Source organism: Halomonas koreensis (assembly GCF_031451675.1).
Lineage (GTDB): Bacteria > Pseudomonadota > Gammaproteobacteria > Pseudomonadales > Halomonadaceae > Halomonas > Halomonas koreensis.
The window spans coordinates 149,318-174,508 of record NZ_JARWAK010000001.1; the positions used below are offsets into that span (position 1 = coordinate 149,318).

At 70.9% G+C, this 25,191-nt stretch carries 21 protein-coding genes; 7 read left to right on the plus strand and 14 right to left on the minus strand.

From position 1 onward, the window contains the following. Positions 1–27 precede the first annotated feature (27 nt). The 5 genes from QC818_RS00755 to nhaD all read right to left on the minus strand — a co-directional run bounded on the left by QC818_RS00755 (position 28) and on the right by nhaD (position 7,201). A complete protein-coding gene (locus tag QC818_RS00755) occupies positions 28–843 on the minus strand; it encodes a PEP-CTERM/exosortase system-associated acyltransferase (RefSeq protein WP_309650913.1) in 816 nt (271 codons plus the stop codon). 43 nt (positions 844–886) lie between these two features. Further along, positions 887–3,715, minus strand: coding sequence for a bifunctional diguanylate cyclase/phosphodiesterase (locus QC818_RS00760; RefSeq protein WP_309650914.1), 2,829 nt, complete (start codon positions 3,713–3,715; stop codon positions 887–889). Between the two features lie 40 nt (positions 3,716–3,755). Then, positions 3,756–4,982 carry a hypothetical protein gene (locus tag QC818_RS00765; protein WP_309650915.1) on the minus strand — a complete coding sequence of 409 codons (1,227 nt, stop codon included), beginning with the start codon at positions 4,980–4,982 and terminating at the stop codon, positions 3,756–3,758. After that, complete coding sequence (locus QC818_RS00770) at positions 4,951–5,385, minus strand: hypothetical protein (protein ID WP_309650916.1); 435 nt, start codon at positions 5,383–5,385, stop codon at positions 4,951–4,953. Before QC818_RS00770 ends, QC818_RS00765 begins: the two co-directional genes overlap by 32 nt. A 334-nt stretch (positions 5,386–5,719) precedes the next feature. Continuing rightward, positions 5,720–7,201, minus strand: a complete 1,482-nt coding sequence (gene nhaD / locus QC818_RS00775) for a sodium:proton antiporter NhaD (RefSeq protein ID WP_309650917.1) — start codon at positions 7,199–7,201, stop codon at positions 5,720–5,722. 254 nt (positions 7,202–7,455) lie between these two features. Between nhaD and QC818_RS00780 the strand changes: the two genes are divergently transcribed. Together QC818_RS00780 and QC818_RS00785 are read left to right on the plus strand one after the other, a co-directional pair. Further along, positions 7,456–8,163: a DUF3581 domain-containing protein gene (locus tag QC818_RS00780; protein ID WP_309650918.1), complete on the plus strand. Its 708-nt coding sequence runs from the start codon at positions 7,456–7,458 to the stop codon at positions 8,161–8,163. A gap of 509 nt (positions 8,164–8,672) precedes the next feature. Beyond that, positions 8,673–9,911: a DUF3422 domain-containing protein gene (locus QC818_RS00785; RefSeq protein WP_309650919.1), complete on the plus strand. Its 1,239-nt coding sequence runs from the start codon at positions 8,673–8,675 to the stop codon at positions 9,909–9,911. A gap of 44 nt (positions 9,912–9,955) precedes the next feature. Here QC818_RS00785 and QC818_RS00790 read toward each other — a convergent pair whose 3' ends face one another. From QC818_RS00790 to QC818_RS00815, 6 genes are all read right to left on the minus strand, one after another. Further along, positions 9,956–10,645: a hypothetical protein gene (locus QC818_RS00790; RefSeq protein WP_309650920.1), complete on the minus strand. Its 690-nt coding sequence runs from the start codon at positions 10,643–10,645 to the stop codon at positions 9,956–9,958. A 127-nt stretch (positions 10,646–10,772) separates the two neighbouring features. After that, positions 10,773–11,597 carry a DUF6999 family protein gene (locus tag QC818_RS00795; RefSeq protein ID WP_309650921.1) on the minus strand — a complete coding sequence of 275 codons (825 nt, stop codon included), beginning with the start codon at positions 11,595–11,597 and terminating at the stop codon, positions 10,773–10,775. Next, positions 11,584–12,273, minus strand: coding sequence for a hypothetical protein (locus QC818_RS00800; RefSeq protein ID WP_309650922.1), 690 nt, complete (start codon positions 12,271–12,273; stop codon positions 11,584–11,586). Before QC818_RS00800 ends, QC818_RS00795 begins: the two co-directional genes overlap by 14 nt. Next, positions 12,270–13,385: a beta-ketoacyl-ACP synthase III gene (locus QC818_RS00805; RefSeq protein WP_309650923.1), complete on the minus strand. Its 1,116-nt coding sequence runs from the start codon at positions 13,383–13,385 to the stop codon at positions 12,270–12,272. Before QC818_RS00805 ends, QC818_RS00800 begins: the two co-directional genes overlap by 4 nt. Beyond that, positions 13,382–13,948: a diguanylate cyclase gene (locus QC818_RS00810; RefSeq protein ID WP_309650924.1), complete on the minus strand. Its 567-nt coding sequence runs from the start codon at positions 13,946–13,948 to the stop codon at positions 13,382–13,384. The genes QC818_RS00805 and QC818_RS00810 overlap by 4 nt, the downstream gene beginning before the upstream one ends. 383 nt (positions 13,949–14,331) lie before the next feature. Continuing rightward, positions 14,332–15,438, minus strand: coding sequence for a Glu/Leu/Phe/Val family dehydrogenase (locus tag QC818_RS00815; protein WP_309650925.1), 1,107 nt, complete (start codon positions 15,436–15,438; stop codon positions 14,332–14,334). A gap of 201 nt (positions 15,439–15,639) precedes the next feature. On the opposite strand from QC818_RS00815, the gene QC818_RS00820 reads away from it, so the two are divergent. The 5 genes from QC818_RS00820 (at position 15,640) to QC818_RS00840 (ending at position 22,386) form a co-directional block, all read left to right on the plus strand. Next, positions 15,640–17,214: a permease family protein gene (locus QC818_RS00820; RefSeq protein WP_309650926.1), complete on the plus strand. Its 1,575-nt coding sequence runs from the start codon at positions 15,640–15,642 to the stop codon at positions 17,212–17,214. Between the two features lie 72 nt (positions 17,215–17,286). Continuing rightward, positions 17,287–18,798: a xanthine dehydrogenase small subunit gene (xdhA, locus tag QC818_RS00825; RefSeq protein ID WP_309650927.1), complete on the plus strand. Its 1,512-nt coding sequence runs from the start codon at positions 17,287–17,289 to the stop codon at positions 18,796–18,798. Further along, complete coding sequence (gene xdhB, locus QC818_RS00830) at positions 18,795–21,158, plus strand: xanthine dehydrogenase molybdopterin binding subunit (RefSeq protein WP_309650928.1); 2,364 nt, start codon at positions 18,795–18,797, stop codon at positions 21,156–21,158. Before xdhA ends, xdhB begins: the two co-directional genes overlap by 4 nt. 69 nt (positions 21,159–21,227) lie before the next feature. Beyond that, positions 21,228–21,533 (plus strand): hypothetical protein, encoded by a 306-nt coding sequence (locus tag QC818_RS00835; RefSeq protein WP_309650929.1) that lies wholly within the window; start codon positions 21,228–21,230, stop codon positions 21,531–21,533. 61 nt (positions 21,534–21,594) lie between these two features. Beyond that, positions 21,595–22,386, plus strand: coding sequence for a maleate cis-trans isomerase family protein (locus QC818_RS00840; RefSeq protein WP_309650930.1), 792 nt, complete (start codon positions 21,595–21,597; stop codon positions 22,384–22,386). A gap of 40 nt (positions 22,387–22,426) precedes the next feature. On the opposite strand, the gene QC818_RS00845 is transcribed toward QC818_RS00840, so the two are convergent. The 3 genes from QC818_RS00845 to QC818_RS00855 all read right to left on the minus strand — a co-directional run bounded on the left by QC818_RS00845 (position 22,427) and on the right by QC818_RS00855 (position 25,141). Next, positions 22,427–23,968: an FAD-dependent oxidoreductase gene (locus QC818_RS00845; protein WP_309650931.1), complete on the minus strand. Its 1,542-nt coding sequence runs from the start codon at positions 23,966–23,968 to the stop codon at positions 22,427–22,429. A 53-nt stretch (positions 23,969–24,021) separates the two neighbouring features. Further along, entirely contained in the window at positions 24,022–24,576 is a 555-nt protein-coding gene (locus QC818_RS00850; RefSeq protein ID WP_309650932.1) for an NADPH-dependent FMN reductase, read from the minus strand. Between the two features lie 70 nt (positions 24,577–24,646). After that, positions 24,647–25,141, minus strand: coding sequence for a MarR family winged helix-turn-helix transcriptional regulator (locus QC818_RS00855; protein WP_309650933.1), 495 nt, complete (start codon positions 25,139–25,141; stop codon positions 24,647–24,649). Positions 25,142–25,191: the final 50 nt, after the last annotated feature.

Genomic DNA, 25,191 nt, shown 5'->3' on the forward strand with positions numbered 1-25,191 from the left:
CCGGCCCGCCGGTGGCGGCGGGCTCGCTCAGCAGCAGCAGTCCATGGCCCGGGCGGGCATGGCGCCGGCCAGCTGTGGCGTCAGCTCGGCCTGGATGTGCCGGTAGAGCGGCATCAGCTCGCGATGCATGTCCGCCTCGACCCGGCGCTGGTCGATGTAGAAGGCGCTGCGCCGCCCGTGGAAGTCGATGGTCGCGCCGACCTTGGTGAAGTGGAAGCCCGACATCCGCAGCAGCCGGGGCAGGCGCGGGTCCATCATGGCGAAGGCGTGGGGACGGTGCGAGAGGCCGAGCAGGGCATAGGTGGCCAGGAAGAGGCCGACCACGATCAGCGGAAAGGTCTCGCGCTCGGCGTCGGTGAAGGCGTGGCGGCGGCGCACGATGCCCTCGATCTCGTCGTCGGTGGAGCGCTTGCGGAACAGCGGGGAGATCGCCAGGCGCGAGATCTCGCAGATCGCGTCGGGGTCGAGGCGGGCGGGGTGCAGCCGCTCGTGGTTCAGGCTGTCGCCGCAGTGTGCCTCCAGCGGCAGTCGCCGGTGCGCCTGCCCGGCGCAGGCATCGGGCAGCACCAGCCGCACGCAGCCCGCCGACAGCCCGCTGTCGCGATGCCGGATCAGGCACTGGATCGAGTGGGCGTCGTAGGCATCGTATTCCAGGTGGTGGGCGGGGTCGGCGGGGCGTTCGTAGCCCAGTTCCTCGCAGTAGATGTCGTAGCGCAGGCGATAGATGCGTCGCCGGTCCGCCTCGTCCTGCGCCAGCTGGAAGGCGAACTGCTCGCGGAAGCGTTCGTAGAGCCGGGTGGACATCGGGGGCGCCTGGCGCCCCGCCGGTGAAGTCGTTCCCATCTGCGGTGTTCCCTGACTGGTGCATTTGGCGTTGTCGTGCGGTTCATGCCGGGCGGCTCAGGGCCTCCTCCAGCGGGCGTGGCCTGCCCAGGTGGTAGCCCTGGCCGTAGGTGATGCCGTAGTCCCGCAGCAGCGGCACCAGGGGTTCCTGATCGACGAATTCGGCGATGGCCTGCTTGCCGAAGCCGGCGGCGATGTCGGCGATGGCCTGCACGATGACCCGGTTGTCGGGGTCGAGCGTCAGGCTGCGGATGAAGGAGCCGTCGATCTTGATGTAGTCCACCGGCAGCTGCCCCAGGTAATGGAAGCTGCTGAAGCCGACGCCGAAGTCGTCCAGGGCGGTGCGGCAGCCCAGGTCGCGCATCGTCTGCAGCACGCCCCGCGCCGTGGAGAAGTCGGTCACCGCGGCGGTCTCGGTGACCTCGAGGATCAGGTGATGGGGGTCGGCGCCGCTGCTGGCCAGTTCCTCGGCGAGGAACTGCTCCAGGCCCTTGTCGTGCAGCGACTGCCCCGAGAGGTTGACCGACAGGCTGATGCCCCGCTCCTGCAGGGAGCACAGGGCCCTCAGGCTGTGGCGCAGCACCCAGCGATCCAGCTCGACGATCATGCCGTTGCGCTCGGCCACCGGAATGAAGTGGGCGGGCGACACCAGGCTGCCGTCCTCCTCCCGCATGCGCACCAGCACCTCGTAGTGCTTCACGTCGCGGTCCTCGAGGCGCACGATCGGCTGCGCCATCAGCACGAAGTCGTCGTCCTGCAGCGCCCGGCGCAGCCGCTCCACCCAGTAGACGCGCTGCTGCAGCTCGTCCTTGGCATTCTCCAGGGTCGACAGCAGGTGCCAGCGCTGGGGGCCGTGCTCCTTGGCCTTGTACATGGCCACGTCGGCGCTGGCCATCAGGTCGGCCGGGGTCTCGCCGTGCAGCGGGTACTGGGCGATGCCGATGCTGGCCACGGCCCGGTGGCGGCGCCCGCCGGCGGTGAAGTGGAGGCCCTCGAGCAGCTGGTTGCACTGCCGGGCGATGGCGATGGCCCGGTCGGCATCGACACCGCGCAGCAGGATGGCGAACTCGTCGCCGCCCAGGCGGGCGATGCAGTGGTGGTGGCCCAGGTGGAACTGCAGCAGGCTGGCCACCTCTCGCAGCAGCCGGTCGCCGGCATGATGGCCGCTGAGCTCGTTGACGTCCTTGAACTGGTCCAGGTCGAGGAGCAGCACGGCACCGCCGACGTCGGCGTTCAGCGCCTGCTGGATCGCCTCCTGGAAGTAGCGACGGTTGTAGAGCTCGGTCAGCGGGTCCCGCTCGGCCAGCCAGGTCAGGCGACCCTCGGCCGCCTTGCGCTCGGTGATGTCCAGGCCCACCGAGATCCGCGCCAGGCTGTGCGCCTCGCCGCTGGGCAGCGGCGCGTGGTACCAGACGATGGTGTGCTCGCGGCCCTCCGGGGTCAGCAGGCCGCGTTCCTCCTGCTCGGCGTCGCGGGACGCGGCCACCGGGGAGCGCCCGGGCAGCGGGAAGATGTCGTCGAAGCGTCGCCCGATCAGCATGTCCTCGTGCACGCCCAGCACGCTCAGGGCATGGGCGTTGACCAGGCTGATGCGGCCCGCGCCGTCCTGGGCGATGATGAACACCCGGGCGGTGTCCAGCAGGCTGCCGACGAAGTCCCGTTCCCGGGCCAGCTCGTCGACCCGCTCGGCGAGCTGCTCGCCCCGCGCCTGGACCTCGCGCTCCAGCTGCTCGAGCTGGCGGGACAGCTCGAGGGTGGTGTCCTCCAGCACGTCGATCTCGTCCGGCAGGCGGCTGGCCTGCTGGGGAATGGTGTCCCGTGCCTGCTCGAAGCCGCCCCGGGCCAGGGTCGGGAGCACGGCGGCCACCCGGCGCAGGCGGCCCATCGGGCCGAGCAGGATCACCAGCAGCAGCAGCTCCGCGGCCAGCCAGCCGCTCACCCCGGCACCGAGCAGCAGGCGGGTGTCCTGGTCGATCGCCCTGACCTGCTCGGTGATGTCGGAGATCAGCAGGAAGTAGCCGGTGCCGCGGCGGTCGCGATCCTCCTCCAGGCGCGCCGCGGTCAGCTCCTCCAGGCGGCCGGCGTGGCGCAGGCGTAGCGGCCCCTCGGTGAGGGCCTCCAGGCTGGTGCGGTGGGCCGCCTCGCGCAGCAGCGCCGGGCCGTCGGCCTGGCGGGTCAGGGCCAGCACCCGCCCCTGCCAGTCGTCGAGCCGCCGCGCGTCCGGCTCTGCCCCTTCGGCGGGCCGGTCGGAGACGATCAGGGCGATCTCGCTGCCCGACACCGAGCGGGCCTGGCGGATGACGTCGGCCAGCGAGCGGGACAGCACCACCAGCCCCACGCTGGCGCCCTCGACCAGCACCGGCACGGCGGCGTACTGCCGGCATCCGGCGGCGCAGCGCAGGGTGGTCACGGGCATCTCGGTGCTCATGACGCGATCGGTCCAGGCCTCCAGCGGGCGGTGGTTGTCGGACTGCCCCTCGCCCCAGCCGGCCAGGGTCCGGCCCTGGGCGTCGAGCACCAGGATCTCGTCGACCCCGGCGTCCAGCTGCAGGCTGGGCCACTGCGGGCGCAGGGCGTCGCGGATGCCCTCGGCATCGGCCGCCTGCAGCGAGGGGCCGAGCCGCGGCGAGGCGGCCGCCAGGGTGGCGAGCTGGCGCAGCGTCTCCTCCGAGCGCCGCAGGGCCAGGTCGATCTCGCGCTGCTGGCGGGCGTGATGCTGCATGCGGCTCTGCTCGAACTGGCGGGTCAGGTTCTGGTGGCCGATCCAGGTGAACAGCGAGACCAGCACCAGCAGCAGCAGGCTGCTCAGCGCGATCACCCGCCAGGTCAGGCTGAGCGAGCGTCGGGTCCGGAAGGAGGGGGGGGCGGTCATACTCTCCGCAGTCCTTGATCCGAGGAAGGGCTCGCGAGCCTCAGAAGCGCAGCGAGAGCTGGAATAGCCACAGGTTCCATCGCTCCGCGGTCTCGTCGGGGTCGGGGTTGTCGCGCAGCGGCAGCCAGCCGGTGCCGTCGACATGGTGATACTCGCCGGACAGCAGCAGCCGCGGCAGCGGCGTCCACTGCAGGCCCAGGGTGATGTCCCGGGCGTACTGGGAATGGGCGGGGATGGCGCCGCCGGTCTTCTCCTCGAACGCCGAGCCGTCGGGGTCGTCGCGGTCGTTGACCAGGCTGTCGTAGCGGATCAGCCACTGCCAGTCGTCGAGGAAGCGTCGGGTGTACTGCAGGTACCAGCTCTCGCCGGTGGTGTCGAAGTTGAGCCGCGGGTCGTTGAAGTTCTCCAGCCCCGACTCGCGCAGCGCGTACTCCCCGGTGAGGCTCCAGCGCTCGGCGTTGTATTGCAGCGACAGGATCCAGGGCCGGAAGTAGAAGTCGCCGTCGCTGAGCCCGGGCTGGCGCGAGTCGAAGTGGGCGCCCACGTCGGCGGTGCCGATGGCGGCGACGATGCGGCCGCCGTCGTGCTCGTAGCGGATCTGGCCGATGGCCGAGGTCTCCGGGTCGAGGTCGCCGGAGAAGTCGTCCAGGCGCAGGGTCCGACGCAGGTCGTCGCCGGCCTGGACGCGGCCGACGCCGGCCTGGAAGCGCAGCGTGCCCTGGGGCAGGCGCTCCTCGTAGTAGCTCAGCACGCCGTCGGCGGACAGCGCCAGCGAGCGGGTGCGGTCGAAGTAGATCGACTGCGGCAGCAGCACGCTGGGCCGGGTGAAGGCCACGTCCCGGGTCTGGTTGTAGAAGCCGAAGGGGTTCTTGAAGCGCCCCACCTGGACGCCCAGGTTGCGACGCTGGTCGGACAGCAGCTGGTAGTCGATCAGGCCGTAGTCCAGCTCGGGACTGGCGTCGCTGGCATCGCCGCCGGCGCGGCGGCTGAGCACCTGGGCGGCGATCAGCACGTCCTCGTGGGGGCGCAGCGAGGCGTTGGCGCCGAGTTCGGTGAACTGAAGGCTGCCGGCGCCCTCGCTGCTGGGGCCGAAGACGTTGTTGTCGTCGCTGACCACCAGCGCCTGGCTCAGGAAACCGTGCAGCTGCAGGGTGTCCAGGGCGCCCTCGTCGTGGCCATGAACCGGCGCCGCGGCGGCCAGCAGCGCCGCCCCCAGCATGCCGGCCAGGCGTGCTTCACTGGATGGTGATGACTTGGACGCGATCATCCAGGTACTCCCTTTCTAGATAGCCCAGGGCGCCGGGCGTGGTCGCGATCTGCTCGAGCATCTCGGCTTGGGTGGCAACGCGGTGGGGGGCCTGGCCCGTGCCCGAGAAGACCACCCGGTCCCAGGCCAGCTGCAGCTGGTGGGGGTAGACCGACAGCCGCTGCTTGACGAAGCGGGCGTGCACCGGGTGGCGGTTGGGCAGCACGAAGATCCGCGCGGCGCGGCCGTCGGGCCAGGTACGCTGGCGCATGGCGAACAGCGCCCGGGTGGTGTCGCGGGTCAGGCGAGGGCTGTCGACGCCGGCGTTGGCCACCAGCAGTACCCGGGCCTCGTCGGCCGCGGCCCAGGGCATGGCCCCGAGCAGCAGCAGGAGCCCGAGGGCGCTAGCCAGCCGCCGGATCATGCGGCCTCCCGAGTGGGCAGTGCGATGGCCTCGGCCGGGCCGGGGCGAGATGATGACAGGGGCTCACGCCGGGCAGGCATGCCTGTGGAATGCTCCATGATGGATCTATCGGCAACGATGTGAGGAAGGGTTCGATAACGCTTTCCCCCTGCGTGCGTCCCGGTTCGGGTCATAGTTGTTGTTGTGTCATCGCGGAAAGACGCCTGGGCGCCTCCCGGGTCCGGCAAACGATTGTGCACAGCTTACCTTCATCGCTATATGACGGGAAGGCAATGAAGGGCGCGACAGTCCACGCTGGAACAACGCCCGGCGGCCCGGGGCCGCCGGGGCGGGATCAGCCGAAGACCTGGAAGCTGTCGGCGTTGATCCACAGGTGGGCGGCCACGCTGGCGGCGTAGCCCAGGGCGATCACCGGCGCCCAGCGCAGGTGGCCCATGAAGGTGTAGTTGCCGCGTGCCTGCCCCATCAAGGCGACGCCGGCCGCGGAGCCGATCGACAGCAGGCTGCCGCCGACGCCGGCGGTGAGGGTGATCAGCAGCCAGTGGCCGTGGGACATGTCCGGCTCCATGGTCAGCACCGCGAACATCACCGGGATGTTGTCGACCACCGCCGAGATCACGCCCAGGGCCACGTTGGCCCAGGTGGCGTTCCACTCCGTGTAGAGCACGTCGGAGAGCAGTCCCAGGTAGCCCATGAAGCCCAGGCCGCCGACGCACATCACCACGCCGTAGAAGAACAGCAGGGTGTCCCACTCGGCCCGGGCGACGCGGTTGAAGACGTCGAAGGGCACCACGCTGCCCAGCTGCTCGAGCTTCTTCCAGTCGCCGCGCTGGGTGTAGCGGGTGCGCTTGCGCTCCAGGGAACGGGGCAGGGTCCTGCGCAGGTAGTAGCCGAAGAACTGCAGATAGCCCAGGCCCGTCATCATGCCCAGCACCGGCGGCAGGTGCAGCAGGGTGTGGCAGGCCACCGCGGTGGCCACGGTGAGCAGGAAGAGGACGATGATGCGGCGTGCGCCGCGCTTGAGGTAGACGTCCTCCTCCAGGCTCGCGGGGGTGCGGTTCTTGATGAAGGCGCTCATCACCACGGCGGGGATGATGAAGTTCACCAGCGACGGCACCAGCAGGGCGAAGAACTCCTGGAAGTGGATGATGCCCGCCTGCCAGACCATCAGGGTGGTGATGTCGCCGAAGGGGCTGAAGGCGCCGCCGGCATTGGCGGCCACCACGATGTTGACGCAGGCCAGGTTGATGAACCGCTTGTCGCCCTCGGCGACCTTGGTGACCACGGCGCACATCAGCAGGGCGGTGGTCAGGTTGTCGGCGATGGGTGAGATGACGAAGGCCAGCACCCCCGTCATCCAGAACAGGGTCCGGTAGCTGAAGCCCTTGCGCACCATCCAGGCGCGCAGGGCATCGAAGACCCGGCGCTCGTCCATGGCGTTGATGTAGGTCATCGCCACCAGCAGGAAGAGCATCAGCTCGGTGAATTCCAGCAGGGTGGTGCGGAAGGCGTGCTCCGAGTCGGCGGGGATGCCGGCCTTGACGTAGACCCAGCCGATCAGCGCCCAGATGATGCCGGCCGCCACCAGCACCGGCTTGGACTTGCGCATGTGGAGCTTTTCCTCGGCCATCACCAGCGCATAGGCCAGCACGAAGACCACCAGCGCCAGGGCGCCGACGAAGGAGGTGGTCAGGTCGAGTTCGCCGGTGGCGGCGAGGGCGGGAGGGGCGAGCAGGGCGAGACAGGCGAACAGGAGCAGGGCGAGCCGGCGTGGGCCCGGCCCGGGCCGGCTCGGCGAGCGACGGCTGGTCAGCATGGCGTTGGTCTTCCGGAAAAGGTGAATGAAGGGTCGGGAAATCTCTTGAACACTACCATAGCCGACTGAATCGAAACGCTTTACGGCCTGCCCCTTTGGTAGGGGGGAGGGCGCCGAATGGCGCGACCTTGATGCCGCGCAAAAACCGCGATCGCCCCCCGTCGCGGGGGATTTTGTGGCATCATCTGCGGCTTCCGATCACAGCCGTGGACAGACCCGCCACGCCAACGACTCTCAGGGCAGGCTCACGACGCATGTTTCTCGATGACTACCACTCGCGCACGGGCGCGCAGCTGCGCATCTCCGCGGAGCAGGCGAGCCGCTTCGCCAAGCGTGTCGCCGGTGACTTCAATCCCATCCACAACCCGGGGGCGCGGCGCTTCTGCGTGCCCGGCGACCTGCTCTTCGCCCTGGTCCTGGCCCGTTTCGGGCTCTCGCAGCGCATGACCTTCCGCTTCCTGAGCATGGTCGGGGCCGACGTGCCGCTGACCTTCGACGCCGACGACGACGGCGTCATCCGGGTCCGCGACGAGGCCGGCAAGTGCTACCTCGAGGCCGAGCGCAGTGGCGAGACCACCCGCGACGAGGCCGTGGTGGAGGCCTTCACGCGCTGCTACGTGGCCTTCTCCGGCAAGAACTTCCCGCACTACCTCAAGCCGCTGATGGAAGCGCGGGGGGTGATGTTCAACCCCAAGCGTCCGCTGGTGATCTACGACAGCATGGGTTTCGCCCTGGAGCGCCTGGACGGCATCGAGCCGGGCCTGGAGCTGGTCGACTCCTCCCTGGAGGTGACCGGAAAGCGCGGCGACGCCCTGCTGGAGTTCCGCATCCTGGCCGGCGACGAGGAGCTCGGCACCGGCTCCAAGAAACTGGTGGTCAGCGGCCTGTGCGACTACGACGCCGCGGCCATGGACGCCGTGGTCGAGGAGTTCTACCGCCTCAAGGCCGCCCACGAGGGCTGAGGGCGCCGCGGCGCCCCCTCAACCGGCGGACGGCAGGCCCAGCAGCATGCCGCCCGAGCCGCAGACCAGCACCACCTCCCAGGCCGCCAGCAGCGCGATGGCCGCCACCTGGCCGAGCGCGTATCAGGCCCAGGGCGACGGGGCCGCCGAAGGCGCTGAGCCCCAGCGCCAGGAAGGCGCGGAAGACCTCGAGGAGGCGATGGTCGGCCATGGCGTCTCCAGGGACGGACAGGGGCACGCCGGGACGGCGCGCCGCGGGAGGCGCCAGCATGCCGGGAAAGGATGACCGCGGGATGATAGGGCGCCCGGCCAGGTGCGCGGGGCCCATGCCGACCTCCGGCGGGGTGGGGCATAGTGACGCAGGCCGACGCCGCGGGTCGGCAAGTCGTTGATTTTCCGTGATGCGAGGCGGGTGCCCCCGGCCCCGTCGGCGATGCCGGCGTCGGCGGCGGTTGGAAGCCGGGCGCGGGGACTTTAGGCTCGAGCCCTTGTCCCCGCTGTCGGACCCGATGATGCATCCCCTGCGCGAACAACTGCACAACGAACTGCATGCCCGCCCCTCGATCTACTTCGCCGGGCCGGCGCACCTCCATCACTACGCCTTCCTCGACACCGACGGCGTCGGCGACGGCATCGTCCGGCGGCTCTGCGAGCTCGCCGGCGCCTCGCCGACGCCCGGCGCCGTCCAGGGCATCCTGACCCTGGACGGCGGCCAGGTGCTGAAGTGGGAGCGCCACACCGAATTCTTCACCCTGACGCTGATGGTGCCCCTGGCCGGGGAGGACCCGGTCTGGCCCTCGCCGCCGCCGCGGCTGGCCGAGATCGCCGAGACGCACCGCGATGCCCTGATCAACGCCACCCTGTTGCGCGTGGAGACCGAGGCCAGCTGGGCCGGGGATACCGCCCACTACGGCTTCCGCGATCCCGCGGGCTCCCGGGTCGCCGGCGGCGACGCCACCGTGTGGAGCGACTTCCGCCTCGACGCGGCCGGGGTGAACCGCCTGCTGGTCGTCAACCAGGCGCTCAACGACTTCCGCCTGGGGCGCATCGCCCGGCGCCTGCTGGAGATCGAGACCTATCGCATGATGGCGTCGCTGGCGCTGCCCCTGGCCAAGTCGCTGGGCGGCGAGCTGGCGGGCTACGAGGCCGAGCTCGGCGAGCTCTCCGATCGCAACGCCGAGGACCACCCCGAGGGGCCGCGTCCGCTGCTGGCGGCCATCGCCTCGCTGTCGGCACGCCTCGAGCGCAGCGGCGCCCGCAGCCGGCACCGCTTCGCCGCCACCGAGGCCTATGCGCGGATCGTCTTCGCCCGGGTCGAGGAGCTGCGCGAGACGCGGGTCGGCGACTGCCAGCGGCTGGGCGTCTTCCTGATGCGCCGCTTCCAGCCCACGGTGCGCTACTGCGCGGCGGTGGATCGCCGCCAGGAACGCCTGGCCGAGAACGTCTCGCGCCTCAACGACCTGCTGCGGACCCGCGCCCAGGTGGAGATCGAGGAGCAGAACGTGGAGATGCTGCGCAGCCTCAACGAGCGCACCAGCAGCCAGCTGAAGATCCAGAAGGCCGTCGAGGGGCTGTCGATCATCGTCATCAGCTACTACATCTTCAGCCTGATCGAGCTGGCGCTGGGCAGCCTGGAGGCGCTGGGCATGCCCATCGCGCCGCGCCGGGCCGCGCTGCTCTTCGGGCCCCTGGCGGTACTGATCATCGGCCTGCTGGGGTGGCGTATCTGGCGGGTCAAGAACCACTAGGTCACCGGGAGCGGGCACCGGCGGTCGCCGGCGCCCGGCGGGGCTCACTTCAGGTAGATCTGGCCCTGTTCGTAGAGCGAGCGGCAGTCGTTGGCATCGTGATAGCGGTCCTCGTCGATGTTGAGGGAGTGCACGCCGGGGCCGCCGAAGCGCGGATCGTCGCACTCGCCGTCGTTGGCCCAGCGGCTGGTGTTGTCGCCCCACTCGATGCCCTGTGCCGAGCCGCCGGTGGCGGAGGCGGGGGCGCCGCCGCCCCAGGACGGGCTGGCCTCGGAGATGTGCAGCGTCGCCTCGGGCAGCTCGCCGGCGGCGTAGGTGCCGACCCAGACGTTGTAGTTGCCGGAGGGCGGGTTGCTCCAGGTGATGCCGGGATTGGTGCCCGAGGCGGTGGAGAAGTCGTCGTTGCAGTGCCAGTTGCCGGCGGCGTCGTAGACCACCAGGGTGATGTCGCTGCGGGACTCGGCGTAGATGCTCAGCTGGTACTGGCCGGCCTGGTAGTTGAGGTCCAGGTCCGGCGTGCCGCTGACGTAGCCGCTGCAGTTGGGGCCGGCCTCGCTGGCCGAGCGGCTGCCGCCGGCCGACAGCGAGGTCATGTAGGGGTCGGGCTGGAAGCCGGAGTTGAGGTTCACGGTGCCGTAGGTGGGGGTGGCCTCCCATTCCAGGGCCTGGGCGCCGCTGGCCAGGCCCAGCAGCGGAAGGGCCACGAGCGCGGCCCGGCGATGAATCGACGACATAGTCCTTTTCCTTGCGATGTGGGTCGTGGACGACGCGGTGTCGCCTCTCGAGGGCAGCGTCCGCCCGCGCCGTCCGGGGTGCATCGTGCACCCGACCAATATGGCCAAGCCGGCGCCGGAAGTCACGTCAGGCGGTGCGCAGGCGCTCCAGCCGGGCGTAGAGATGCTCGGTGAAGAAGCCGTGCATCAGGAAGCGCCGGCTGAGGTTCCAGGGCCCGACCAGGTAGTGGGGATACTTGTTGTAGGCCAGCTCGCCGAGCGTCGGGTCGCCGATCAGCTCCCCCACCCGCAGGGCGATGGACTGGTCCAGGTTGAAGCCGTTGATGGCGTCGCGGTACTCCTCGCGGGTCAGCAGCAGGCAGAACAGGCACATGAACAGCACGTGGGCGCTCTCGAAGTCCAGCACCTGGGTGCGTCGCCGCGGCACCGCATAGTCGGCCATGTCCAGCGGGCGCCAGTGATCCCAGCGCAGCGCCGCCGCGGGGCGCGGGGTGTCGCCCGGGCGCCAGGGCCCCATCTCGGCGAAGGCCCGGAACAGCTCCTGGTCGTGATCCACGAAGCTGGCCGTCAGCATCTCCTCGATCCGGCGGGGATAGAGCGTCAGGGGCGCGACCCCGTCGGCGGCGCCGTTGTCGATCAGGAAGTTGATGATGTTCGACTCGGTGGCGTAGTGGCGCAGGATCAGCAGGTTGGCCTCGGGGCTGACCACATGGCGGCAGAACCAGCAGATCAGCCGCTGCAGCAGTCCGTGGGCGCGGAACTGGGGCAGCGGCAGGCGCTTGACGAACCAGGTGAGGTGCAGCAGCGCGCCGAGCACCAGCTGCAGCAGCGGGCGCAGCGACCAGCGGGTGGGGCGCTCGACGTCGTCGAGCCACAGCCGTACCGCCGCCGGGTCGATCGGCAGGGTGTCGTCGACCTCCACGGCCCGCAGGTAGGGGCTACGCCGGCTCATGGTCGACCTCCTCGAGCTGCAGGGCATAGAGCCGGCCCACCACCCGGGCGGTGCGCAGGATGGCCCGCCGGTCCGCCTCGCCGCGGCAGAGCCGGTCGATCAGCGCGTAGAGCTTGTCCAGGTGAGCGTCGTCGTTGTCGCCGTGGTAGCGCATGAAGCGGGTATGCTCGCCGTCGCCGCCGGTGGCCGCGTCGATGCGCCGTGCCCAGTCGGCGGCCATCTTCTGGCCCAGGCCCTCGATGATCCACATGGCGCCGATCAGGTCGACGGGGTTGGGCTGGCCGGCGCGGTACATCATGAAGGCGTGCAGGGCCTCGCTGCCGGCGTTGCGCTCGGCCGCGAGGATCGCCTCGCGCTCGCCGCCGGCGGCCACGTAGTCGGCCTCCAGCATCTCGTAGTCGCGGTGCTCCTCCCGGGCGTGCTCGATCACCAGGGAGCGCACGTCGGCGAAGTCGCGATCGAAGCTCGAGGCGCCGCGGGTGATCCAGCGGGCCCCCTCGATCACCTGCTGGCGCAGGTGGCACAGCAGCCGGCGGTGGTCCTCCAGGGTGAAGCGCCCGCGTTCCAGGCGCTGGATGATCGGCACGCGGCTCAGCTGTCGCTCGAAGTCGAACCAGGTGCGCAGCAAGCCCTGCAGGCAGGCCTGGCCCTCGGCGGTGGTGACCTTGTCGCTCATGGGGTGTCCTCCCGGACCACGGTGAGGTGCATGTAGACGTTGTTGAAGCGCCCGCTCTCGGGCACGAAACACAGCAGGGTCTCGCCCTCGGCGAGTTCGTGGCTACGGAGGAACTCGTCGAGCATGATGAACAGCGAGGCGCAGCCGGTGTTACCGCGGGTGTAGAGGTTGGTGTACCACTTCTTCTCGGGGATGGCGGCGCCGGCCTGGGTGAGCAGGTCGAAGATCCGGCCGCGGAAGTGGTGCGAGGAGTAGTGGCACAGCAGGTGGTCGACCTCGTCGACCCTGACCCGGCCCTCGTCGATCAACCGCAGCAGGCCGTCCACGCCGAGCTTGACCAGCCGATCGAGCAGCCGCACGTCCTGGCGGATAAGCAGGGCGCCGTCGGCCTCGGCCTCGGCGTAGCTGGGGTAGTCCTGCCAGCTGGCGAAGCGCCCCCGGCCGTTCGGCCGGCCCACGCTCATGCACACCGGGAAGGCATCGGCGTGGGAGATCCCGCGGATCCAGTCGATGCGCAGGCTCGGCCCCCGGGGCCGGTCCTCCAGCAGCAGGGCTCCGGCGCCGTCGGAGAGCATCCAGCGCAGGAACTCGGCGTCGAAGTCCGGGGTGGCGCCGGCGGCCTCGAAGCGGCTGGCCTTGAACAGCCGCGAGGCCAGCTCGCTGGCGACCACCAGGGCATTGCCGTGCTCGCCGGCCCGGATCGCGGTATAGGCCGCCTTCAGGGCCATCATGCTGCTCGAGCAGATGCCGTGACTGGTGTGCAGCTCCAGGTCCGGCAGGCCCAGCTCGGCCTGGACCATGCTGCCGAAGCCCGGCAGCACCAGGTCGCCCTGGCTGGTGGCCACGCTGAGCATGTCGAGGCGCGGGTCGGGCACGTACCCCCGCTCCAGGCAGTCGCGCCCGGCGAGGGCGGCCATCTCGCCGTTGCTGACGGTGGTGCGATGCTCGGCGTCGATGGCGTAGTGGCGCGTCTGGATGCCGTTGGCCTCGAGGATGCGCCGCTTGAGCCGGCTGGGCTTGCCGTGCACCCGGCCCAGCACCTCCTCGATGCGCGCGTTGTCCACCGGCTCGCCGGGCAAGTGATGGCCGGTGCTGGTGATGTAGACGCTCATGCCGACCTCCGGCGCTTCAGGGCGTAGATCAGGCAGCGCAGGTTCTCCTCCGTGTAGGGGAAGATCGCCAGCACCGCCATGAAGGTCAGGTAGCCGGGCAGGTAGCCGTCGCCGCCATGGGGGCTATCCAGCGGCACCAGCGACAGCTGGCCCGCCCAGTCCAGGGTCAGCAGGTCGATCACCACCGGCCCGTTGATCACCGCGATCATGGCCAGCATGTAGAAGGGCAGGCTGGCCAGGTAGTTGTGGGCGTGCATCTCCCAGATGCCGATATGCCGGCGAGGCGCGGCATAGTGCACGTCCCAGTGGGCGACCAGCTCGTGCAGCACCCAGGCCGCCAGGCAGATCAGCAGCACCAGGACGTTGACCTCGAAGAGCAGGCACAGAAGGATCGGGAGGCCGACCTGGAGGCCCATCAGCGAGTGGATCAGCGATTCCTTGAGCCCCGAGGTGGCCTCGATGCGGGTGGCGCGGTGGCAGCACCAGTCGACGAAACCGGCCAGTCCCCACAGGGGCAGGAAGACGTAGAGCAGCACCTGGATCAGCAGCGAATCGGTGGTCATCGGCGTACCTCGCGATGGCGTCGAGGGGAGGCGATAGCGGTGGGCATGGAGAGTCTCCGGTCCATGGAGTTGTAGAACAGTGTTCGAAAACAAGGTTAGCCGATTCGGGCGCAAATGCAAACACTTGTTTGAATTTCTTGCGTCGTCGGCATGGCGTCCCTGCCTCGGCCGGGGGCAGACCGAAGGCCGGGGCGCCGGCCTTCGAGAAGCGAGAGTTAATATACGACATGCGAGCGATCTCTGCGCGGCTCCTGCGGCCTGGTGGATGCGCGCCGAGAGATGGGGACGCTGTCACCCGAACCGCGGTTGGCTAGCGCCCCGGGCCGGCGCGGGGAGGACGGGGCAGCCGGCCGCCGCCTCGTCGCCGGCGGGAGGGGCGAGCCTCACCAGGGCCGCCGGAAGCGCATGGCGGTGCAGACCCGCTCGCGGGCCATGTCGTAGGCCGCGGTGCGGGGGATCACGCCATCGACCCTGGCTCGGCGCAGCACCTCGTCCAGGTTGTGGCGGATCTTCTCCTCGATGCGCCGCAGGGCCTCGTTCTGGCTGCCCCCGCGATACTCCACGGCGGCGCAGATCACCCCGCCGGCGTTGACGATGAAGTCCGGGAGCACCAGCACGCCGCGCTCGGCCAGGCGCCGTTCCGCCGCCTCGGTGATCGGGATGTTGGCGCCCTCGGCCACGATCCCGGCCCGGAGGCGGTCCACATTGTCCTCGTGGATGACGTCGGGGCGGGCCGCGGGAATCCAGACGTCGCAATCCACGTCGATGATGGCGTCGCGCTCCCGGGCCGCGCCGCCCTTGAAGCCGCCCACCGGATGGCCGCCGCGCTTCCAGTCGATCAGCGCCTCCACGTCCAGCCCCTTCTCCTGGACGAGGGTGCCGTCGGAGTCGCTGGCCGCCACCAGTACGGCCCCTCGCCGGGCGAGGTAGCGGGCGGCGTGCATGCCCACGGCGCCGAAGCCCTGGATGGCGATGCGGGCGCCTTCGAGGCGGAAGTCGCCATGGGGCTGGGCGGTCTCCACCGCCGCGGCCAGGCCGTATCCCGTGGCGCCGATCTCGTCCAGGGGGATGCCGCCCAGCTCCCGGGGCAGGCCCACCGAGCGCCCGATCATGTCGTGGACCCAGGCCATGGCGATCTCGTCGGTGCCCATGTCCGGCCCCGGGATGTAGTCCGTGATCTCCCGGATGGCGTAGGCATAGGCCCGCATCAGCCGTTCCTTGTCGGCGGTGGGCATGCGCGGATCGGCGGAGATCACCGCCTTGGCCCCGCCGTGGGAGAGCCCCGCAGCGGCGTTCTTCAGCGTCATGGCGCGGGCCAGGCGCGCGCACTCCTCGAGGCTTACGTCCGGGGCCATGCGGGTTCCGCCGATCGACGGCCCGGCCGCCACGTTGTCGATGACCACGATGGCTCGCAGCTGGGTGCCGGGATCGTGCAGGTAGAGGACCTTCTCTGGGCCCAGGTCGTCGGCGATATCGAAGGCGTCGCTCATCTCCCGTCCTCCCTACGGCATCACCCTTCAAGCTAGCAGGCCGCGGTGTTCCGGTACCCCGGGGCGCGCCAGGGCCCGAGTGCGATAGACGCCTCATCAGCCGTGACTCACCTATGCTGGGGGTGTCCTCCCGGTCGGGAGGAGCGGTCGGCGGAGCCATCGTCGCCGCGGGCGTGCGGGCTTACGAGGGGAGGGAGCGCGATGCACTATCCCATTTTCTCCAGGAGCGACCTGAGCGGCTTCTGGGCATTGTTCGCCGATACCCTGGCCAACCTGCTGATCATCTCGGGGGTGTGCCGCTTCGTGTTCGACATGCCCGACGAGATCGTCTTCGGGCGGATCCTCCCCGGGGCGGCGGTGTCGATCATTCTCGGCATCGTGGTCTACGTCTATCTGGCTCAGCGCCTGGCCCGTCGGGAAGGCCGCACGGACGTCACGGCGCTGCCCTACGGCATCAGCACGCCGGTCATGTTCGTCTACCTGTTCGGGGTGATCGGTCCCATCTACTGGAGCACCGGCGATCCGGTGCTCGCCTGGCAGGTGGGGATCGCGGCCGGCGTGGTGGGCGGCCTGGTCGAGGTGGCCGGGGCGGTGACCGGGCCCTGGCTGAAGCGGGTCACTCCCCGGGCCGGCATGATGGGCACCCTCTCGGGCATCGCCCTGGTCTTCATCGCCACCGTGGCCCTGGCGCGCATCTACGAGAGCCCGATCGTCGGCTTCACGGCGCTGGCCTTCGTGCTCTGGGGCCTGGTGGGGCGCTTCCGGCTGCCCTTCAACCTGCCGGCCGGCCTGACCGCCCTGGTCGCCGCCACCCTGGTCGCCCTGGCGCTGGGAGAGTCGCGGATCAGCGCCGAGGGCGTGGGGTTCTATCTGCCGCTGCCCTATGTCGGCGACCTCATGGTCGGCCTGCAGCACCTGTTCGCGCATCCCGAGCTGTTCGCCGTGCTGATCCCGGTGCAGGTCTACAACTTCATCGAGACCATGAACAACGTGGAGTCGGCCGAGGTCGTGGGCGACCGCTATCCGGTGGGCTTCTGCCAGGTCACCGACGGCGTCGGCACCATGCTCGGCGGGGTCTTCGGCTCGCCCTTCCCCACCACGGTGTACATCGGCCACCCGGCCTACAAGCGCATGCAGGCGCGCTCCGGCTATGCGCTGGGCGTGGGCCTGGTGTTCTTCGTCGGCGCCCTGTTCGGTCTGGTGGCCTTCCTCGGCAACCTCATCCCCGAAGCGGCGGTGGCCCCGATCCTGGTCTTCGTCGGCATCTCGATCATCGCCGTCTCCTTCCGCTCCTGCGAGCCCAAGCACCACGTGGCGGTGGCCATCGCCTTCATCCCCCACGTCTCCAACATCGTCATCGTCAAGTGGGGCTCCGTGCTCAATGCGCTGCGCGACATGGGGTTGGAGAACGTGCCCGGCCTCATGGACGACGCCTTCGTCAGCACGATGATCGGCCAGGGGGCCCACGTGATCGGCCAGTCCGCCCTGGCCAACGGCGCCATCGTCAGCGGCATGCTGTGGGGCGCCTTCACGGCCTACCTGATCGACCGGCGGATCCACCACGCGGTGATGGTGGCGGTGGCGGCGGCGGTGCTCAGCAGCGTCGGCGTCATCCATGACGCCGAGCTCCACTGGCCGTCGCTCACCTCGCCGATGATGTGGGGGTACCTGATCCTTGGGGCTATACTGCTTGGACAGGCCAGGCTCAAGCTGGTCCAGGAGGCGGAAGAGGAAATCGCGCCGCCGGCCAGCGACGATTCGGAGCGTGACGGCTGACGCCGAGGGGCGGGGCGACCGAGGGATCGCGGCCTGCACCACCCGCGACGCCATCCATTCCGGGAGCGACCCATGGCCCAGCATCACCCGCCACCGCCGGCTCGCGCGGACGCGATCCGTTTCCTGCTCAACGGCGAGCCCATGGCCGTCGGCGGCATCGCCCCGACCCGCACGGTGCTGCAGCTCCTCCGCGAGGACCTGCGCCTCACCGGCACCAAGGAGGGCTGCGCCGAGGGCGACTGCGGCGCCTGTACCGTCGTGCTCGCCGAGCCGGATGGCATGGGGCTCAAGGCCCAGGCCGTCAACGCCTGCATCCGCTTCGCGCCGACCCTGGACGGCAAGGCGCTGTTCACGGTGGAGCATCTGCGCCAGGCGGACGGCGGCCTGCATCCGGTCCAGCAGGCCATGGTCGATCATCACGGCTCCCAGTGCGGCTTCTGCACGCCGGGCTTCGTCATGTCCCTGTGGGGCCAGTACATCGCCCACCAGGGGGAGGGAGCGCGGCCGAGCCGCCGGGCCCTGGGTGACGCCCTGACCGGCAACCTCTGCCGCTGCACGGGCTATCGGCCGATCCTCGACGCCGCGGAGGCGATGTTCGACCTGCCCGTGGTGGCCTTCGACCACGAGGCGGTGCGTGCCGGGCTGGTGCCGCTGCAACGCCATGAGTCCTGGGTCTACGAGGCGGACGGGGCGCGCTTCTTCGTGCCCCGCACCCTGGAGGCGCTGGTCGAGCTGCGCGCCGCCCATCCCCGGGCGACGATCCTCGCCGGGGGCACGGACGTGGGCCTCTGGGTCACCAAGGACCTCCGCGACCTGGGGGATATCCTCTATGTCGGCGACGTCGCCGAGCTGCACGCCATCGAGGAGCACGACGACGGCCTGCGCATCGGGGCCGGGGCGTCGCTCACCGCGGCCTACGCGGCGCTGATCCGCCACTATCCCGAGGCCGCCGAGATGGGCGAGCGCTTCGCCTCGGTGCCGATCCGCAATGCGGGCACCCTCGGCGGCAACGTGGCCAACGGCTCGCCGATCGGCGACTCCATGCCCTGGCTCATCGCCGTCGGCGCCCGGGTGGCGCTGCGCAGCCGCGAGGGCAGCCGCTGCCTGCCGCTCGAGGATCTCTACCTCGGCTACATGAAGCAGGCGCTGCAGGACGACGAGATCGTCGAGGCCGTGGAGGTGCCCCGGCCCCCGGCCGACCAGCGCTTCCGCACCTACAAGGTGGCCAAGCGCTTCGACTCCGACATCTCCGGCATCTGCGCCGCCTTCGCCATCCGCCTCGACCGAGGGCGGATCGCCTCCGCCCGTGTCGCCTTCGGCGGCATGGCCGCCACCCCCGCCCGCGCCGCCAAGTGCGAGGCCGCCCTGAGCGGCCAGTCCTGGACCGAGGCCACCGCCCGTGCGGCGATGGCGGCCCTGGCCGAGGACTACTCGCCGCTGACGGACATGCGGGCCACGGAGGCCTACCGCCTGCAGACGGCCCAGAACCTGCTGTATCGCTTCCATCTCGAGACGCGGGAAGACGACCCCCTGCCGGCGAGCCGCGTCAGCGTCTTCGCGGAGCCCGGCGAGGAGCCCCTATGACGACCCATTCCCACTCCACCGGGCACCAGGCCCCGGCGGGCGCCGCCCATGCGCCCCATCCCCACGAATCGGCTCACCTCCACGTGGCCGGCGAGGCGACCTACGTGGACGACATGCCGCCCCTGGCGGGCACCCTGCATGCCGCCCTGGGGCTGAGCGAGCGGGCGCACGCCGAGATCACCGCCCTGGACCTGTCGGCGGTCCGCGCCTCCCCCGGCGTGGTCGCGGTGCTCACGGCGGCGGACATCCCCGGCGAGAACAACTGCGGCCCCATCGTCCATGACGACCCCATCCTGGCGGCGGAGCACGTCCAGTACTGCGGCCAGCCGATCTTCGCGGTGCTGGCCGAGTCCCACGACGCCGCCCGCCGCGCCGCCCGCCGGGCCAGCGTCGACTACGCGGACCTGCCGGCCGTGTTGACCCCGGAGGCGGCCAAGCGCCAGCAGGCCTACGTGCTGCCCCCCATGCATCTCAAGCGCGGCGACGCCCCGCGCGCCCTGGCCGGCGCGCCGCGGCGGCTGGCCGGCGAGTTCCGGGTGGGCGGCCAGGAGCACTTCTACCTCGAGGGGCAGGTGGCCTATGTGGCGCCGCGGGAGGACGACACCCTCCAGGTCTGGTGCTCCACCCAACACCCGACGGAGATGCAGCGGGTCGTCTGTCATGCCCTCAACCTGCGCTCCCACCGGGTGGTCGTGGAGACCCGGCGCATGGGCGGGGGCTTCGGCGGCAAGGAATCCCAGTCGGCGCTGTTCGCCTGCGTCGCCGCGGTGGCCGCCCACCGGCTGCGCCGCCCGGTCAAGCTGCGCCTGGACCGCGACGACGACTTCCTGATCAGCGGCAAGCGCCACGGCTTTCACTACGCCTACGACGTCGGCTTCGACGACGACGGCCGTGTCCGGGCGCTCAAGCTCGAGATGACCTCCCGGGCCGGCTTCTCGGCCGATCTCTCGGCGCCGGTGGCGACCCGCGCCGTCTGCCACGTCGACAACGCCTACTACCTGAGCGACGTCGACATCCAGGCCCTGAGCGGCAAGACCAACACCCAGTCCAACACCGCCTTCCGCGGCTTCGGCGGGCCCCAGGGGGCCATCGTCACCGAGTACCTCCTCGACACCATCGCCCGCGAGCTCGGCCAGGATCCCCTGGCGGTGCGCAAGCGGAACTTCTACGGCCGGGGCGAGCGCGACCTCACCCCCTATGGCCAGACAGTCGAGGACAACGTCCTCCCCGAGCTGGTGGACGAACTCGAGGCCTCCAGCGGGTACTGGCGGCGCCGCGAGGCGGTCCGTGCCTTCAACGCCGACAGCCCGGTGCTCAAGAAGGGCCTGGCGCTGACGCCGGTGAAGTTCGGTATCTCCTTCAACGTGGCCCACTACAACCAGGCGGGCGCCCTGGTGCACGTCTACACGGACGGCTCGGTGCTGGTGAACCACGGCGGCACCGAGATGGGCCAGGGGCTCAACACCAAGGTCGCCCAGGTCGTGGCCCACGAGCTGGGCATCGGCCTGCACCAGGTGCGGGCCACGGCCACCGACACCAGTAAGGTGGCCAACACCTCGGCGACCGCGGCCTCCACCGGGGCTGACCTCAATGGCAAGGCCGCCGAGGACGCGGCCCGCCGGATCAGGACCCGCCTGGCCGCGTTCGCCGCGGCCCGCTTCGGCGGCTCCCCGGAGGCCGTCGAGTTCGCCGACGACACCGTCAGGGTCCACGGCAACGCCATCGCCTTCGCCGAGCTCGCCTCCCAGGCCTACCAGGCTCGGGTGCAGCTCTGGTCGGACGGCTTCTACGCCACCCCCAAGTTGCACTGGGACCGGCTGAGCATGACCGGCCGGCCCTTCTACTACTTCGCCTACGGCGCGGCGGTGTCGGAGGTCGTCGTCGACACCCTGACCGGCGAGTGGAAGCTGCTGCAGGCCGACCTGCTCCACGACGCCGGCGACTCGATCAACCCGGCCATCGACATCGGCCAGGTCGAGGGCGCCTTCCTCCAGGGCATGGGCTGGCTGACCCTGGAGGAGCTGTGGTGGAACCCGGACGGGCGCCTGATGACGCACGCCCCCTCCACCTACAAGATCCCCGCCACCAACGACTGCCCGCCGGTCTTGCATACCCGGCTGTTCGACAACCGCAATCGCGAGCCGACCATCCTGCGCTCCAAGGCGGTGGGCGAGCCGCCGCTGCTGCTGGCGTTCTCGGTGTTCTTCGCGATCCGCGACGCCGTGGCCAGCCTGGCCGACCACCGGGTCGCCCCACCGCTCGTCGCCCCCGCGACCCCGGAGGCGATCATGCGCGCGGTGACCGCCACCCGCTCCCCTCGGGGGGTGCCGGGGGAGGGCAGGACGGCGCCGGCGAAGTGACCGGGTGGCTCGCGGGCGGAGGAGTTCTCCCATGCCGGCCATGACATCCCCGATGCGGGAGGCAAGCTCATGCGTGTGCTGATCAATGTCCGGATTCCCCACGAGCCCTTCAACGCCATGGTTCGCGACGGCACGGCAGGGGCGGCGATCCAGTCGATCCTCGACGAGCTCCAGCCCGAGGCCGCCTACTTCTATGACCCCGACGGGCATCGGGGCGGCGTCTTCGTCGTCGACATCGAGGATTCCGCCCAGCTGCCCTCGCTCGCCGAGCCCTTCTTCCTGGCCTTCGAGGCCGAATGCGACGTGCACATCGCCATGGCGCCCGAGGACCTGGCCAGGGCGGGGTTGGACCGGCTCGGACAGCGGTGGGGTTGACCCTCACCAGGACGGCCCGCTTCCGCAGGGAGGCGGGCCGGTCGGCGCGAGGAGGCCGGCCATGACGGATGACGTACCCGAATGCAGACAAGGCTGGTGCGGCCGGGTCGGCGTGGTGACCCCGCACTTCGACCTGATACCGGAGTTCGAGCTGGCCGCGATGGCCCCGGCGGGCATCTCCATCCATGCGGCCCGGGCCCAGTTCGGCGTCGCGGCCGGGGCGCGGCTGGTGGGCGCGGCCGCCGTGCGGGCCTTCGCGGCGGGGCCCGGCGTGGACGATGCCGTGGAGCTGCTGGCCGCCGCGCCCCTGGAGGCCATCGTCTACGGCTTCACCAGCAGCAGCTATGTGGACGGGGCCGCGGGAGACGCGACCCTGCAGCAGCGCCTGGAGGCCAGGGCCGGCGGGGTGCCGGTGGTGGTGCCCTGCCGCGCCGCCGTCGCGGCCCTGGAGGCGCTGGGAGCCCGGCGGCTGGCGCTGATCCATCCGCCCTGGTTCCCGGACGAGACCGATGCCCTGGGGGGCGACTACTTCCGCCGGGCGGGCTTCGAGGTGGCCTTCCATGCCCCGGCGACGATCGCCTTCGACGAACTGCCGGCCGGCCAGCTGGGCGTGGACCCCGGGGTGGTCTGCGACTGGGTCCGCGCCCGGGTGCCGGCGGAGGTCGACGCCGTCTTCATCGGCGGCAACGGCTTCCGGGCCACCGCGGCGGTGGGGGCCCTCGAGCGGGCGCTCGAGAGGCCGGTGCTGACCGCCAACCAGGTCGCCCTCTGGCAGGCGCTCGCCCGGGCCGGCCTGCCGATGGCCTCGGCCCGCCATGGGCGGCTCTTCGCCCTGGGCGCCGGTCGGACGTGACGCGCCTCGGCCCGCCATCCGGGCGTCTCGCGACGAGCGGTCAACGCCGGCGGTCGCCGGTGCCGGCGTAGCGGGCCTCCAGCTCGGCCTCGGCCGCGAGGCTCTCGCGGTCGCGGAAGATGGTGGCCACCGCCAGGGGGTGCCCCCCGGCGAGGAAGCGGGCCGTGAAGTCGTGGGCGGCGGGGTCGCCGTCGGTCTCGATGCGCTCCCAGGTGGGGGCGTGGCCCACGTAGTTGATGCCGATCCCGTAGTGCTCGCTCCAGAAGAAGGGCACGGCGGGGCGGGCCTCCCCGACACCGAGCATGTGGCGGGCGGCGCGCTGCCCCTGGCGCTGGGCCACCACCCAGTGCTCGATGCGCACATGCTCGCCGCTCACCGGATCCGGCCAGCGGGCCGCATCGCCGGCGGCATAGATGCCGGGCACGCGGGTCTCCAGGGAATCGTCGACCAGGATGCCGTCCTCGACGTCCAGGCCCGCGGCCTCGGCCAGGGCCGTGCGCGGCCGCACGCCGATGCCGACGACCACCAGGTCGGCGTCCAGCCGGGTGCCGTCGTCGAGCTCCACCGCCCGGTCGGTGATGGCCGAGACCGCCCGGCCCAGGTGGAAGCTCACCCCCTTCGACTCGTGCAGCGCGCGAACGAAGTCGCCCAGGACGTCGCCCATGATGCGCGCCAGGGGGCGTGCCTCGGGGGCGACCACCCGGACCTCGAGTCCGCGGCTTCGCAGCGAGGCCGCCACCTCCAGGCCGATGAAGCTGGCCCCCACCACCACGGCCCGGCGCGCACCGGCCTCGACCGCGGCGATGATCGCCTCGCTGTCGGCGAGGCTGCGGAGATAGTGCACCTGCGGCGACTCTGCACCGGGGACCGCCAGGCGGACCGGCTCGGCGCCGGTGCCCAGCAGCAGGGCGCCGTAGTCGAGGGCCCCGCCGTCGGCGAGGTGGACCCGTGAGGCGTCGGGCTCGATCGATGCCACGGCGGTGCCCAGCCGCAGCGTGATGTCATGGCGGGCATAGAAGTCGTCACCGCGCAGCGGGATCCACTCGGCCTTGGCCTTCCCGGCCAGGTAGTCCTTGGACAGGTTGGGCCGGTCGCAGGGCGGCGCCGGATCCTCGCTGAGGATCGTCACCGGGCCGGCGTAGCCCTCCCGGCGCAGCGTTTCGGCGGCGGCTTCCCCGGCCGCCCCGCCCCCGACGATCACCACCGACGCCGGCGAGCGAGCCGGGCGCCGGGGCGCTCCGCCACCGACGGCCTCACGCACGAAGACGCGGTCGTCCACCACCTCGGTCCGCCAGCGGGGCAGATCGTCCAGCGCCGGCGCACCCAGGGCCTCGCCGCTGCCCAGGGCGAAGCAGGCGTGATGCCAGGGGCAGCGCAGGGTGTCGCCGACGATCCGTCCCTCGTCCAGCGGCGCACCATAGTGGGGGCATCGGGCCCCGACGGCATGCAACCCTTCCCGGGTATGGGCGAGCAGCACGGCCTTGTTGCCGACATGGCCGCGGATCGTCTCGCCCTCGGGCAGGTCGCTCAGGGGGATGCCGGCGGCCAGGTCGGGGCCGCTCGGCGTGGCGGCGGCACTCATGGCGATGTCCTCCTGTCGGGGCGCCTCCGGCGAGCCGGGAGCGCCGGGGTGGGTCAGCCCAGTTGGACGGCGATCCACTCCGCGTAACCGTCGATGAACGTCTGCAGGAAGCCCCGGCAGCGCTCGGTGGGTCGGCCATCCTCCTCGAAGAGCTGGTGGGCCTGGCTGAGATAGGTCTCGGGCTGCGGCATGCAGCGCACGTTCAGGTTGACCAGCGACTGGCGCAGGTGATGGCTGGCGCCGAAGCCGCCCTGCATCGAGGGCGAGGCGCTGATGACGGCGCCGGGCTTGCCGGCCCAGACGTTGTGCCCCGGCGGCCGGGTGCCGATGTCCAGGGCGTTCTTCATCGCCGCCGGCATCGAGCGATTGTGCTCCGGGGTCACGAACAGCAGCCCTGCGGCCGCCCGGATCCGCTCGCGGAAGACCCGGTAGGGCTCGGGGGAATCGTCATCGAAGTCCTGGTTATAGAGCGGCAGATCGCCGATCTCCACGATCGCCATGTCCAGGCTCGCCGGCGCCAGCTCGATCAGCGCATGGGCCGCCTTGCGGTTGAACGAGGCCTTCCTCAGGCTGCCGACGAGGACCGCGATGGGGGTGGGCTGACTCATGGGCTGTCCCTCCTGGGGGGAAGCAAGCGACATGAGTCACTATAGAAGCTGGCCGGTGACCATGCCGGGGCTACTGCCCCGCCTCCAGGCCATCCAGCAGCTTGCCCAGCAGGGCGTTGAGGGTCTGCTGCTCCTCCCGGCTCAGCGGCGATAGCGCCCGGGCCTCGTTCTCCACGTGTTGCGGCACGGCCTCGTTGACCAGCGCCAGGCCCTCGTCGGTCAGGCTGACCAGCATGCTGCGACGGTCCGCCGGGTTGGGGCGGCGCTCGATCAGCCCGGCCTTCTGCAGGCGGTCGAGCCGGTTGGTCATGCCCCCCGAGGACAGCATCAGCACCTCGAACAGCTGGGTCGGGGTGAGGGCATAGGGCGCGCCGGCCCGGCGCAGGGTGGCCAGCACGTCGAACTCGCTGAACTGCAGGCCCCGGGCCTTGAAGAAGGGCTCCAGGTACTGCTGGCTGAGGTGCCGGCCGATGACGGTCAGCTGGCCCGCCAGCTCCATGGGCAGCAGGTCCAGCTCGGGCATCTCCCGGCGCCACTGGTCGATGGCAACGTTGACTCGGTTCATGGCTCTTGCGACCTATTTATCTTTACGCTAAGATTCTTTGTATCGTGATA

What these genes read in the sequence shown, in the direction of transcription:
- QC818_RS00755 (WP_309650913.1), bottom strand. Translation starts at nt 843, where the DNA reads ATGGGAACGACTTCACCGGCGGGGCGCCAGGCGCCCCCGATGTCCACC.
- QC818_RS00760 (WP_309650914.1), bottom strand. Translation starts at nt 3,715, where the DNA reads ATGACCGCCCCCCCCTCCTTCCGGACCCGACGCTCGCTCAGCCTGACC.
- QC818_RS00765 (WP_309650915.1), bottom strand. Translation starts at nt 4,982, where the DNA reads ATGATCGCGTCCAAGTCATCACCATCCAGTGAAGCACGCCTGGCCGGC.
- QC818_RS00770 (WP_309650916.1), bottom strand. Translation starts at nt 5,385, where the DNA reads ATGATCCGGCGGCTGGCTAGCGCCCTCGGGCTCCTGCTGCTGCTCGGG.
- nhaD (WP_309650917.1), bottom strand. Translation starts at nt 7,201, where the DNA reads ATGCTGACCAGCCGTCGCTCGCCGAGCCGGCCCGGGCCGGGCCCACGC.
- QC818_RS00780 (WP_309650918.1), top strand. Translation starts at nt 7,456, where the DNA reads ATGTTTCTCGATGACTACCACTCGCGCACGGGCGCGCAGCTGCGCATC.
- QC818_RS00785 (WP_309650919.1), top strand. Translation starts at nt 8,673, where the DNA reads ATGATGCATCCCCTGCGCGAACAACTGCACAACGAACTGCATGCCCGC.
- QC818_RS00790 (WP_309650920.1), bottom strand. Translation starts at nt 10,645, where the DNA reads ATGTCGTCGATTCATCGCCGGGCCGCGCTCGTGGCCCTTCCGCTGCTG.
- QC818_RS00795 (WP_309650921.1), bottom strand. Translation starts at nt 11,597, where the DNA reads ATGAGCCGGCGTAGCCCCTACCTGCGGGCCGTGGAGGTCGACGACACC.
- QC818_RS00800 (WP_309650922.1), bottom strand. Translation starts at nt 12,273, where the DNA reads ATGAGCGACAAGGTCACCACCGCCGAGGGCCAGGCCTGCCTGCAGGGC.
- QC818_RS00805 (WP_309650923.1), bottom strand. Translation starts at nt 13,385, where the DNA reads ATGAGCGTCTACATCACCAGCACCGGCCATCACTTGCCCGGCGAGCCG.
- QC818_RS00810 (WP_309650924.1), bottom strand. Translation starts at nt 13,948, where the DNA reads ATGACCACCGATTCGCTGCTGATCCAGGTGCTGCTCTACGTCTTCCTG.
- QC818_RS00815 (WP_309650925.1), bottom strand. Translation starts at nt 15,438, where the DNA reads ATGAGCGACGCCTTCGATATCGCCGACGACCTGGGCCCAGAGAAGGTC.
- QC818_RS00820 (WP_309650926.1), top strand. Translation starts at nt 15,640, where the DNA reads ATGCACTATCCCATTTTCTCCAGGAGCGACCTGAGCGGCTTCTGGGCA.
- xdhA (WP_309650927.1), top strand. Translation starts at nt 17,287, where the DNA reads ATGGCCCAGCATCACCCGCCACCGCCGGCTCGCGCGGACGCGATCCGT.
- xdhB (WP_309650928.1), top strand. Translation starts at nt 18,795, where the DNA reads ATGACGACCCATTCCCACTCCACCGGGCACCAGGCCCCGGCGGGCGCC.
- QC818_RS00835 (WP_309650929.1), top strand. Translation starts at nt 21,228, where the DNA reads ATGCGTGTGCTGATCAATGTCCGGATTCCCCACGAGCCCTTCAACGCC.
- QC818_RS00840 (WP_309650930.1), top strand. Translation starts at nt 21,595, where the DNA reads ATGACGGATGACGTACCCGAATGCAGACAAGGCTGGTGCGGCCGGGTC.
- QC818_RS00845 (WP_309650931.1), bottom strand. Translation starts at nt 23,968, where the DNA reads ATGAGTGCCGCCGCCACGCCGAGCGGCCCCGACCTGGCCGCCGGCATC.
- QC818_RS00850 (WP_309650932.1), bottom strand. Translation starts at nt 24,576, where the DNA reads ATGAGTCAGCCCACCCCCATCGCGGTCCTCGTCGGCAGCCTGAGGAAG.
- QC818_RS00855 (WP_309650933.1), bottom strand. Translation starts at nt 25,141, where the DNA reads ATGAACCGAGTCAACGTTGCCATCGACCAGTGGCGCCGGGAGATGCCC.